Here is an 11,941-nt window from a genome sequence, read left to right as displayed (position 1 = left end):
ATTTAGCCTGTCACTAATAATATTTTGAGATTTGAATGGAATTAAGATCAGCACTTTTAATTCTACTGTTCAGTTTAATAATCGGGTGTACTGCATCAACTGAAACAACGCAGGAAAACAGGGAACCGGATTTTTATGTTTTTGATGATGTGGAAAAAATTGATACGGTTAAATCCGAACCTGAAGCTGCTGAAAAAGTTATGTCAGATTCTACTGCAAAGGCAATAGTTGATACGACTGTTATTCCTGCAGAAAAAGAAATAGTACCTGCTGAAGTTAAATATATCATTCAGCTGGGCGCCTTTTCCACAAGAGAGAGGGCTGAACAGTTTATAATCGAAAACCAGTCTAAGATCTCTTTCCTTATGAATCTTACACAAAAAGGTCCAAATAAACTTTACACGGTTCATCTTTCGCCGTTTAAGGAAAGGGTAGAGGCTGAAAGTGTAAGGAATACAATCTGGAAAATTCCCGTTTTCAAAGACGCATTCATTGTGACGGAACAATAGAGAAAGAATTGTATCATTGATTTGTTCATTTAATAAGCTGAAAAGTGACTAGTTCAATAATCTAAAAATGTAAAGAAAATAATTTGTTGCAATTTCAACGAATAATTATAATCTTTAACCGGCAATTAAAAACAATAAAAGGTGAATCATTTGGCATTCTCACTAAATAAAGTTATGCTTATAGGAAATCTGGGTAATGATGCCGAGCATCGTTTTACGACGAATAATACGTCTGTTTCAACATTCTCAATTGCAACCTCGCGCGGATATAAAGGCCGGGACGGCAATTGGGTGAATGAGACTACATGGCACAATGTAGTTGCCTACAGTCTTCCCGATTTTTACAAAGAAGCGCTTAAAAAAGGGAAAAAGTTTTATGTTGAGGGGAGAATTTCGAAAAGGGATTATACCGATAAGGACGGAGTAAAGAAGTATATTTCTGAAATTATCTCGGAAAAACTGATTCCGCTGGAAGGAAGGGAATCGAACGGTGAACAGGCATCCGAAAGAAGCTCGTACGATATCGCAGCTCCTTCTGCCCCGAATGAAGATGATGATCTTCCGTTCTAAATTTTGTTGAACAAGATAGGATAACATTTAGTTGGACCCGGACTGGATAGTTAGATCAGCGTTACTTGTAATTTCATTAATACTTTCAGCCTTCTTCTCGGGATCTGAGGTAGCCCTCTTTTCACTTGATAAAAAGAAGATTCGCGAACTTAAGAAATCCCACAGGATTGTTGGCAGCTATATTCAGGTTCTGCTCGAAAATCCAAGGCGTCTTCTTGTAACAATTCTCCTCGGCAATACAATCGTCAATATCTCTGCATCGATTATCGCAGTCCTGATTGCGCTCGATGCGGCTGCTTCTCTTAATATTTCGAAGGAAGTGGCTCTTTTTCTACAGATAATAATTTTAACCGCCATAATACTTTTTATTGGTGAAATTACACCCAAGTTATGGGCGAACCGTTTTCCGGTGCAATTCGCAAAATTAGTAGCAATCCCTCTTTACTGGATAAGTATAATTTTCTATCCGATAGCAAAAATCATAACAGACATCCTCCGTTTTGTTACTTCCAGAATTAAATCCGATAAGACTAAAACGGCTCTTAAGGAAACAGAAATTTCGGAGCTAGCTGAATTCGGTGCCGAGAAAGGGACGTTCGAAGAAGGGGAGAATGAAATTATTCAGAGTATTGTCGATTTTAAGAATGTAACAGCCCGCGAGGTTATGACTCCGAGAGTTGATATTGTTGCTGTTTCTATTGATACCGGTTTCGAGGAACTGATGAATGTTATAACGGATTCAGGGCATAGCCGTATTCCTCTGTACGATAATAACCTTGATAATATTGCAGGGATAATTTATGCTAAGGACCTTCTTCCTTATCTAAGAAACCCGGAACTTAGGAAGACTTTGTCATTACGGAAAATTGCGAGAGATGCAATGTTCGTACCTGAAACCAAATTGATTAACGACCTGCTTCACGATTTCCAGGATAAAAAAATGCACCTCGGGATAGTAGTTGACGAATACGGCGGCACTGCCGGTTTAATTTCCCTTGAAGATGTTATTGAAGAAATTGTCGGCGATATCCGTGACGAGTACGACCGTGAAGAGAAGGAAATTATTAAGCTTAGCGAAAACTCTTATATGGTTCTCGGAAAAGTATCAATATTTGAGTTGAACGAACTGCTTGAGCAGGATTTAGCTTCAGAAAACGACGACTACGATACTGTAGGCGGTTTTATCTTCAATCATGCGGGTATTATTCCGGCTCAAGGTTTTCATTTTACTTATAATAACTATAAATTTACCGTCAAAGAAGTAATCAACAAAAGAATCAACAAGGTTCTTGTAGAAAGAATTTCATCCTAGAATAGGTTAATGAAAAAAGGCTGTTTTCTTACCGGAATTACTCTTTTTACGATTATCATAGGAGTAGGACTCTACCTCTACAGGCAATACTGGCCGGAGATATCAGGAATCGGGAAGGAAAAAATATTTGAAGTTGCCCTTAAAGAAATGGATGAAAAGATCAGTTCCCTTGAAAAATCGGTATACCAGGACTCGTTAAAATCATTGCTCCATGATAATATCGGATTCTTTAAAAAAGGGAATTTTGAAACAAGTATGAATAAGTTCGGGGATCTGATTGATCAGACAAGGTATTTTATTCACGACGGCAGAATTGATTCTGTTGAATTTATTGCTCTTAAAAACATGGTAAAAGGAAATGAAGGATCAGCGGAAATCGGAAATTAGAGTTGGCATTACCGTTTTGCTCGGATTAATTATAATAATCTGGGTCTTCGGCTGGGCAAAAAACATAAACGTTAACGCGCAGAGAAAAGAGCTTACGGTTAAATTCAGTTCTGTCGCCGGACTGGAAATAGGCGATCCTGTTACGATTAATGGAGTACGCAAAGGATTTGTAGACGATATGAAGATTGAGAAGAATAATGTTCTGGTAAAAATAAATATTGATTCCGATATCGAGTTGAAAGAGGACGCAAAGTTTCACATTATGATGCTTGACCTGATGGGCGGAAAGAAAGTTGAAGTGGATCCCGGAGCTTCGGAAAATGATCTTAACCTTTCGTTAATACAAAACGGTCTATTCCTCGGGGATGTGGCCTCCGCAATGGCTGTATTCGGTTCGGTTGAAAAGGATCTAGTAGATGTTATAAGAGAAGTTAAAATCACTCTTTCCAGCCTTAATACAACTCTTACAGATTCACAATTCAACAACGACCTTAAACTATCCCTGGCTAACCTTACAAAACTAACCGAGAATCTGAATATTCTGATCTCTGAAAACCGGTCCGAAATAAATTCTCTCCTTAATTCCGGAATAGAACTGACAGAATCCCTGAATAAGTTTATAGAAACAAATAAGGATTCACTAAGCAGCACGATTTCATCACTTAAAAATACACTCGATGATTCCCGTATTCTTATTTCCAAAGTAAATAAATTAATCGATGAAACTAACAGCAGCCGGAATAATATAGGCCGACTGATAAACGATACTACACTGGTAGACGACTTAAAATCCTCCCTAACAAATCTGAAGGAGCTGACAAGGTTACTTCTCGAGCAGCTTCAAAAAGAGGGAATAAAGGTTGATGCGAATATCGATCTCTTCTAAAATCCTGATTACAACTCTACTATTCTTCATTTCATCTTATCTTCTTCTGGCGGAAGGTAAACCCGCTGTCTCAAAAAACGGAATGGTTGTTACCGCAAGTCCGCCGGCAACCGATGTAGGCGCAATGATATTAAACAGAGGCGGAAATGCGATCGACGCGGCAGTGGCCGCCGGTTTTGCTATGGCTGTTACTTACCCAACCGCGGGGAATATCGGCGGGGGCGGGTTTATGGTTATTCATACTGCCGGCGGGAAGAGTACAACATTGGATTTCCGGGAGACTGCTCCGCTTGCTGCTTTCGAAACGATGTACCTGGACAGTGCCGGCAATTACGATCCAAAGAATAGTCAGCTCGGCTGGAGATCTGCCGGTGTCCCCGGAACAGTCCACGGATTTATAACAGCGCTGGAAAAATACGGGACCATGACGCTTGCCGAGGTAATTCAACCTGCAATAGATCTGGCTGAAAAAGGTTTTGTTTTAACGAAGGATATGGCTGAGTCGATCAATTATTATCATGATGAATATCTAAATTATGAACCCTCCGCAAAGATATTTACAAAGGAGGGGAATAAATACTCAGAGGGTGATCTGTTTGTCCAAAAGGATTTAGCTAAAACACTTAACTATATAAAAGAAAACGGAATAGAAGGATTTTATAAAAAAGAAATTGCAGCTAAGTTCATTGAGGAATCAGATAAATACGGCGGAATCTTTACATTAAAGGATTTTGAAATATACAGAACAATTGAGCGTGAACCTGTTGCCGGAACTTACAGGGGACACAAAATCATTTCTATGGGCCCTCCATCATCCGGAGGAGTATGCCTTATTCAATCCTTGAATACTCTGGAAAACTTTAGTCTCGATTCACTGACTTTTCAAAGCGGCCGTTACTATCACCTGCTGACAGAAACACTGAAAAGAGTCTATGCCGACCGCTCAGTTCATTTAGGAGACCCGGATTTCTATCCGGTTCCTGTAGAATTCCTTACATCTAAAAAGTACGGAGCTAATATCGCTAATTCAATTTTGGAGAATGCTTTACCGTCCGAATTGATAGCTCCTTCTAAGTTAAAATACCATGAGAGTGAAGAGACAACCCATTATTCAGTTGCCGATAAATACGGAAATGCGGTCAGCACCACCTACACGCTGAACAGCGCATATGGAAACAGAATGGTTGTAGACGGACTCGGATTCCTTCTAAATAATGAGATGGATGATTTTAGCAGCAAACCCGGAGCACCTAATCAATACGGTCTTATTGGGAGCTATGCCAATTCGATACAGCCTCGTAAACGAATGTTAAGCTCTATGACGCCTACGATTGTACTGAAAGAAGGTAAGCCGTTTATGGTAATCGGTTCACCCGGCGGTTCTACAATTATTACGCAGGTTCTTCAGGTAATTATAAACGTAATCGATTTTAAAATGAATATTTACGAAGCTATCGAAAGTCCCCGTATTCATCATCAATGGCTTCCTGATGAAATCTATTATGAAAAGGGAAGTATTTCGGAAGAAGTTAAGGAGATATTGACTGTTAAAGGTCATAAATTTGGAACGTTGAAATCATTAGGCAGGATGGAGGGGATAATTATCGATGCTGATAAAAATACTTTTTACGGCGCCTCGGATCCGCGCGCATTTGGAAAAGCTTCGGGAGAGTAAATGGTACTCGGCGTTGGAATAGACATAATAGAGATCAAAAGAATTAAGAAGAGCGTTGACCGCTTCGGCGAACGCTTTTTGAATAAAATATACACTGCTCTTGAACTGGAGTACTGCCTTACCAAGAAAAATAAGTATCAGCACCTTGCTGCCCGTTTTGCGGCTAAAGAAGCAATCTACAAAGCCCTTTCATGCGATTCCGCCGAAGTCTACAGCTGGCAGGAGATAGAGATTTTTAACGAGAAGAACGGACTTCCAAAAGTAAAGTTTTACGGTTCACTTAAGGATTACCTGAATCATGGTAAAGACCTTAAGATATCTATGAGCCACTCAGAAAATTACGTTACCAGTGTTGCAATTCTGTATTCATTAAAAAAATAATATCATTTCATAATCCAATACTTAAACCCTGAAATAACCGGGTAAGAAATCTCCTCACCTGCTATTATTCAATTTTGTGAATAGAATCATTGAACAAGAAATCATTCAATTATTTTGGTGATTTATGAGACTAAAATTCTTACATTAAATTGTAAACCAGCCGAATTTTTAAAAAAATCATACAAGTAAAAGTAGATTAAATTAAAGTGTTCCCTGTTTGTATTTACGGTTACTACATATAAATAGTTCAGAATTGTAAAATACTTTTACAATCACAGCAAGCAGTATAAGCAATAGATGTAGATGCAGTTGCAGAAGCCAACCGAAAGAGTATTTCTAATATTACAACTATCCATTTTGAGGAGTGCGTGGTGGAAAATAATTCAGCGGCATTTCGATTGGCATGGGATCACTGCTCGGATTCCATTATAGTATCTTCTATCGGGGGAGAAATTATTTCTGCAAATAAGCAGGCATCCATTTTATTCGGCCTGCCCGAAGCTGAATTATGTCTGTTAGGAATTAAGGGAATTATGGACCCCTCTGATAACCGTATGAATATAATTCTTGAGGAGACAAAGAAAGAGGGGAAGGCGAACGGCAAATTACGGTTTTTAAGGCTGAACGGTAAGATATTTGAATCGGCAATATCATCCATCCTTTTTTCAGGTAATTCAGGAAATGATTCTATCCTATTCATCCTGCGCGATACAAATGAATTAAAAAGTCCCGAACATGAAACGGTTAAAGGGAGTGACCTGATAGAAGCAGTATTCTCAAGCCTTTCAGATGCAATTATAGTTACAGATAATAAAAATAATATAATTGCATACAACGATGCTTTCGTTCGATTCAGCAGGTTGAGCAGAAAAGAGATATCGAATATCCCGCTAGACGGTTTCATGAAATATTTCGAAGTATATGATAGAGAGAACAATTTAGTTTCGTACGAAGATTCACCTGCCAAACGGGCATTGAGCGGCATATCGGGAAGCGAAGAAGAATTTACGCTCCGTAATAAGGAAACTGGCGAGACATGGTTTGCTAAATTCAATTATTCTCCGGTCAGGAACCGTCTCGGCAAAATAATCGGCTCAGTTATTTCAGGAGCGGATATTTCCGAAAAGAAAAAGATTGAAAATGAATTATTCGTCAGCGCGGAGAAATTCAAAAGCATTTTTTCTCAATCGCCTGTCCCAATGGAATTGTACGATCAGAACGCAAGACTTCTGGAGATTAATCAGGCTGCTCTGGATCTGTTCGGTATTGTCAACAGGGATGAAGTTTCAGGTTTCTATTTGTATGACGACCCGAATTTACCCGGGGAAGCACGCATCCTCTTAAAGACCGGTCAGCAGGTAAATTATGATTTTGAGTATGACTTCGATATTGTACAGGATAAAAAAATATATAAGACGATTAAAACGGGAAGGTATTACTTCAACTGCCTGATAAATCCATGGTTCAATTCTCACGGTAAGATAAGCGGTTACCTAGTTCATCTTCTCGATATAACAGATAGAAAATTGATCGAGTCGAAACTAAGTCATTCCTTAAATCATTTGAATTTTCACATAGAAAATACTCCACTTGCAACAATAGAATTCGGAAGCAATTACGAAATAATTAAATGGTCCAGACGCGCTGAAGATATGTTCGGCTGGAAAGCTGAGGAGGTTATCGGCAAAAGAATCGGCGATTTTAAATGGGTTTATGAAGAGGATGTTAAGAAAGTTGATACACTCTCGCAGGATATGATAGAGAATACAAAAACGAGTAATATTAATATCAACAAGAATTACCGAAAGGACGGATCTGTAATAACCTGTGAATGGTACAATTCCGCTTATATCGACCCGAATGGTAAATTGAATTCAGTTTATTCTCTGGTTCATGACATTACTGAAGTAAAGCGGATAGAGGAGGAACTGAGGAATAACGACCTTGTTGTAAAAAGATCGCAGGAGATGGCTAAGGTAGGGAGCTGGGAACTGGATCATGCCGATAAAAAACTTACCTGGTCCGAGGAGACTTTCAGGGTTCTTGGTGTAGAAGCCGGTAAGTTCACTCCCAGCTACGATAAATTTATTGAGTTGATCCATCCGGATGACAGGCATTCCGTTGACGAGCTATTTAAAAAATCATTGGAAAATAAAAACATCCCTTATCAGATTGAGCATAGAATATACAAGAAAGATTCCGGTGAGCTCCGATACTTATTTGAAAAGTGCATTCACCAGTATAATGAAAAAGGAAATCTTACAAAGTCGATCGGTTTTGTGCAGGATATTACAGAAAGGAAAATATTCGAACTCCAGATAAAAGAGAATGCCGATGAATTAAAGTCCCTTAACAGTATGAAAGACAGACTGTTTTCGATAATCGCACACGACCTTAAAAGCCCATTTCAGGCACTGCTAGGCTACTCGCAATTCTTAGATGATAATTATAAAGAGTTGGCTGAGGAAGAAAAACTTGAATTCATAAGACGGATATCGAACATATCTAATGGTACATTGAGATTGTTGAATAATCTGCTTGACTGGTCGAGGCTGCAGTCCGACACTATAAAATTCAAACCGGAACCGGCTAATATAATTGAAGAGATCGCACAGTTTATCGATATTCAAATAAACATTGCCCGTTCAAAGGGAATAAATCTAAAACTTGAGATTGAAGAGAAACTTAGTATTCTTGTTGACAGGGATATGTTTGAAACCATAATGAGAAATTTAATTTCTAATGCAATTAAGTACAGTTATTCGGGCGGATCTATCACACTTTCTGCCGTTGAAGAAAATGAATTTGTTAAAATATCTGTAATGGATAGCGGTGTTGGAATCAAAGAGGATAACCTAAAGAAACTATTCAGCTTTAATAATCATTTCACAACTAAAGGAACAAATGAAGAGAAAGGAACCGGATTAGGATTGCTGATCTGCAAAGAAATGATTGAAAAAAACGGCGGGTCAATTAAGGTTGAAAGTGCAGAGGGGAAGGGAACTACATTTTCATTTACTTTGCCGCAATCAAAGGTTGTTTAATAGGATAGAAGCATTACAGAATTTCTTATATGGCTGTAAACTCTGAGATAAAACTTAAATTAGTCAGAGATTTATTCAGGATAATCATAAAAATCCCCCTGTTTTATCAAACTAAACTAATTCCATATATTTGTTGTTGCAAAATAGACTAATAGTCCTGAAAGGATAATATTTGAACGATAAACGTGTAATAGTGGCAATGAGCGGCGGAGTAGATTCCTCCGTAGCCGCAGCACTGCTGAGAAATCAGGGTTACGAAGTAATAGGTATTACAATGAAAACATGGGGATTCATGGAAGTAGGCGGAGCCCCAAAACATGAATCGGGATGCTGCTCGTTAGATGCAATTTTCGACGCTAAGAATGTTGCAACTAACCTGGGATTCCCTCATTATACTGTCGACTTTACAAAAGCGTTTGAAGAAGCTGTAATTGAGAATTTTGTGGATGAATATCTCCACGGCCGGACACCTAATCCGTGCGTGGTTTGCAACAGGAAAATTAAATGGGAAGAGCTTCTTAAAAAGGCTGATTCGCTCGATGCCAAATATGTTGCCACCGGGCACTATGCAATGGTTGACTATAATAGTACTTCCAACCGTCACACTCTAAGATACTCGATGGATAACCGGAAAGACCAGACATATGCATTGTGGGGACTTACACAGGAGAGTTTAAGCCGCACTCTCTTTCCGTTAGGACACCTTACAAAAGATGAAGTACGCCAGCTTGCAGAGGATTTTAAATTGAAGACGGCTAAAAAACCAGACAGTCAGGAGATCTGCTTTGTCGCGGATGACAATTACGAAAGGTTCCTCAGAGAAAGAATTCCGGATGTTATTGAGAAAGTTGAGCAGGGCGATTTCATCTATCACGGCGAAAAGGTGGGGAGGCATAAGGGGATTCCGTTCTATACTGTCGGTCAGCGCCGGGGTCTGAATGTCGCGCTCGGTAAACCCGTCTATGTTAAAGAGATCAATACCGATAAGGGTATAATTGAAATCGGTGATAAAGAGGAACTGCTGGAAGCGACTGTCACAGCAGATGATGTAAATTATGTGAGTAAAAGTGAGCTGAAGAAGGGTGAAATAGTATTCGGAAAGATCCGCTATTCCGATAGAGCATCGAAAGCGGAAGTGATTGAGGCAGGCCAGTCATCAATTACAATTAAGTTTGATGAGCCTAAAAACGCTGTAACACCGGGTCAGTCACTTGTCCTCTATGATGAACTTGGCTACGTCCTAGCAGGCGGCGTAATCAAGAAATAACCGCACAATCCTCCTTGACTTTATTTTACGATAGCACTGGAGATTAACGCAAAAGTCCGGACTGACAACAGGCGCGTTGTCTTACTGATATCAATCAGTATCTTTATGTAAAAGAATTGCAATTAAATATCTGTCCGTAACGAATTGTTAAATTCATGTCACTATGATTCATAATTCCGAATGAAACATAAGCACTTCTCACCCGGTCAATCCAAATAAATAACTTTTATTATTTAAAATTAATTACGATATTTGCCCCTGATTGAAAGGGATCAATCATAAAACACTTAAGTAAAATAATTTCTTTTGCCGGAGGTAAGTCTTCGAACGGAAATTTAGCACAAATGGTACGCTCAATGCTAAAGTCCTTCTTCTCAATCAGAGTTACGAACCGCTTACGATTTGCAACGTAAAAAAAGCAGTCATTCTCATCTTTCTCGGGAAAGCAGAACTTATCGCCGATAATCAACGCAAGAAAATCCACTCGGTTAGAAATTCTTTCCCCTGGCCTACGGTTGTCCGTTTAAATGATTTTATACGAGTCCCTTACAAAAAAATAATTTTAACACGCAGAAATATTCTGAAGAGAGACGGTCACCGTTGCGCTTATTGCGGCAGAGGGGATCTCCCGTTAACGATCGACCATGTAATTCCAAAATCGAAAGGGGGCGATGAGAGCTGGGATAATCTCGTTGCTGCCTGCCTTCCTTGCAATAACAGGAAAGGGGACAGAACCCCGGACGAAGCCAATCTGCAACTCCGGATCAGACCTTATACTCCAAACCATATAATGTTCATCAAGAGTTCGGCAGGAAGGATGGACGAAACCTGGAAACCATATCTTTTTCATTAAAGCGTAATTCTCCTTTTTTTTCATTATTTTTGTCCGTTCAATTTTATGATAACAAATATTCTCAAGAATTATGTCTAAAAAGCGAATTTTAAGCGGAATGCGGCCGACAGGCAGGTTACATCTCGGCAATTATGTCGGTGCCTTAGAAAACTGGATCGAGTTACAGGACCAATACGAAAGTTACCACCTCGTAGCCGATTATCACGTATTAACGACGGATTTATCGACGGATGAGATATATAATAATACGATTGAGATGGTAATAGACTGGCTTTCGGCCGGACTGGATCCGGAAAAGGCCCCAATGTTCCGGCAGTCGCAGATTAAGGAACACACTGAATTGTTCCTTATTTTTTCAATGCTTATTACAAAAGCCCGACTTGAGCGTAATCCTACGCTTAAGGAACAGGTTCGCGACCTTAATATTGAGAACCTAATATTTGGCCATCTAGGTTATCCGGTGCTTCAGGCTGTAGATATTCTGCTTTACAAGGGAGAGGTTGTACCTGTTGGAGAGGATCAATTACCGCACATTGAAATAACCAGAGAGATAGCCAGAAGATTTAATCAGCAGTATGCTCCGGAAGCTCCCGTATTTCCCGAACCTGAAGGTAAAATCACACAATTTGCCAGGCTGCCCGGTCTTGATGGAAAAAGAATGAGTAAATCTCTCGGGAACACGATTTTCCTTTCGGATGACGCTGATACAGTAAATCAAAAATTGAGAAAAGCCGTAACCGATCCTTTGAAGGTAAGAAAGAATGATCCCGGCCGTCCGGAAATTTGTCTTGTTTTTACATATCATAAGAAATTCAATCCCGAAGAGACAAAGGAAATTGAAACTGATTGCCGTAGCGGTGCTCTAGGTTGTGTGGCTTGTAAGATGAAATGTGCTTCAAAAATAAATTCAATACTTTACCCAATTCTTGAAAAAAGAAAGAGTTACGAAAAGGACTTGAATAAAGTTTTAGATATTTTGCATGATGGTGAAGCCAAAGCAAAGAAACTGGCTTCGGAAACGATGCAAGAAGTCCACTTAATGATGAAATTGGGGTAA

11 protein-coding genes are annotated in these 11,941 nt (G+C 39.3%); all 11 read left to right on the top strand.

Features of this window, described 5'->3' with window-relative positions; all coding sequences use genetic code 11:
• Positions 1 to 35 precede the first annotated feature (35 nt).
• The 11 genes from PLZ15_10265 (at position 36) to trpS (ending at position 11,941) form a co-directional block, all read left to right on the top strand.
• Positions 36 to 509 carry an SPOR domain-containing protein gene (locus tag PLZ15_10265; GenBank protein HOI30128.1) on the top strand — a complete coding sequence of 158 codons (474 nt, stop codon included), beginning with the start codon at positions 36 to 38 and terminating at the stop codon, positions 507 to 509.
• 150 nt (positions 510 to 659) lie between these two features.
• The gene (ssb, locus tag PLZ15_10260; GenBank protein ID HOI30127.1) at positions 660 to 1,079 is read left to right on the top strand and encodes a single-stranded DNA-binding protein; all 420 of its coding nucleotides are present in this window, start codon (positions 660 to 662) and stop codon (positions 1,077 to 1,079) included.
• Between the two features lie 31 nt (positions 1,080 to 1,110).
• Positions 1,111 to 2,391, top strand: coding sequence for a hemolysin family protein (locus PLZ15_10255; GenBank protein ID HOI30126.1), 1,281 nt, complete (start codon positions 1,111 to 1,113; stop codon positions 2,389 to 2,391).
• Between the two features lie 9 nt (positions 2,392 to 2,400).
• Positions 2,401 to 2,778: a hypothetical protein gene (locus tag PLZ15_10250; protein HOI30125.1), complete on the top strand. Its 378-nt coding sequence runs from the start codon at positions 2,401 to 2,403 to the stop codon at positions 2,776 to 2,778.
• Positions 2,750 to 3,664 (top strand): MlaD family protein, encoded by a 915-nt coding sequence (locus tag PLZ15_10245; GenBank protein HOI30124.1) that lies wholly within the window; start codon positions 2,750 to 2,752, stop codon positions 3,662 to 3,664. Before PLZ15_10250 ends, PLZ15_10245 begins: the two co-directional genes overlap by 29 nt.
• Positions 3,642 to 5,339, top strand: coding sequence for a gamma-glutamyltransferase (gene ggt / locus PLZ15_10240; GenBank protein HOI30123.1), 1,698 nt, complete (start codon positions 3,642 to 3,644; stop codon positions 5,337 to 5,339). Before PLZ15_10245 ends, ggt begins: the two co-directional genes overlap by 23 nt.
• On the top strand, positions 5,340 to 5,720 hold the full coding sequence (gene acpS, locus PLZ15_10235; GenBank protein HOI30122.1) for a holo-ACP synthase: 381 nt from the start codon (positions 5,340 to 5,342) through the stop codon (positions 5,718 to 5,720).
• A gap of 371 nt (positions 5,721 to 6,091) precedes the next feature.
• Positions 6,092 to 8,764 (top strand): PAS domain S-box protein, encoded by a 2,673-nt coding sequence (locus tag PLZ15_10230; GenBank protein ID HOI30121.1) that lies wholly within the window; start codon positions 6,092 to 6,094, stop codon positions 8,762 to 8,764.
• Between the two features lie 172 nt (positions 8,765 to 8,936).
• Positions 8,937 to 10,031: a tRNA 2-thiouridine(34) synthase MnmA gene (mnmA, locus tag PLZ15_10225; protein HOI30120.1), complete on the top strand. Its 1,095-nt coding sequence runs from the start codon at positions 8,937 to 8,939 to the stop codon at positions 10,029 to 10,031.
• Positions 10,032 to 10,680: 649 nt separating this feature from the next.
• Positions 10,681 to 10,884: an HNH endonuclease gene (locus tag PLZ15_10220; protein ID HOI30119.1), complete on the top strand. Its 204-nt coding sequence runs from the start codon at positions 10,681 to 10,683 to the stop codon at positions 10,882 to 10,884.
• A 70-nt stretch (positions 10,885 to 10,954) separates the two neighbouring features.
• A complete protein-coding gene (gene trpS / locus PLZ15_10215; protein ID HOI30118.1) occupies positions 10,955 to 11,941 on the top strand; it encodes a tryptophan--tRNA ligase in 987 nt (328 codons plus the stop codon).

This window comes from Melioribacteraceae bacterium, assembly GCA_035362835.1.
In the GTDB taxonomy this organism is placed as follows: Bacteria; Bacteroidota; Ignavibacteria; order Ignavibacteriales; family Melioribacteraceae; genus DSXH01.
This window is presented reverse-complemented; position numbering and strand designations above follow the sequence as displayed.

What these genes read in the sequence shown, in the direction of transcription:
- PLZ15_10265 (HOI30128.1), top strand. Translation starts at nt 36, where the DNA reads ATGGAATTAAGATCAGCACTTTTAATTCTACTGTTCAGTTTAATAATC.
- PLZ15_10250 (HOI30125.1), top strand. Translation starts at nt 2,401, where the DNA reads ATGAAAAAAGGCTGTTTTCTTACCGGAATTACTCTTTTTACGATTATC.
- PLZ15_10245 (HOI30124.1), top strand. Translation starts at nt 2,750, where the DNA reads ATGAAGGATCAGCGGAAATCGGAAATTAGAGTTGGCATTACCGTTTTG.
- ggt (HOI30123.1), top strand. Translation starts at nt 3,642, where the DNA reads ATGCGAATATCGATCTCTTCTAAAATCCTGATTACAACTCTACTATTC.
- acpS (HOI30122.1), top strand. Translation starts at nt 5,340, where the DNA reads ATGGTACTCGGCGTTGGAATAGACATAATAGAGATCAAAAGAATTAAG.
- trpS (HOI30118.1), top strand. Translation starts at nt 10,955, where the DNA reads ATGTCTAAAAAGCGAATTTTAAGCGGAATGCGGCCGACAGGCAGGTTA.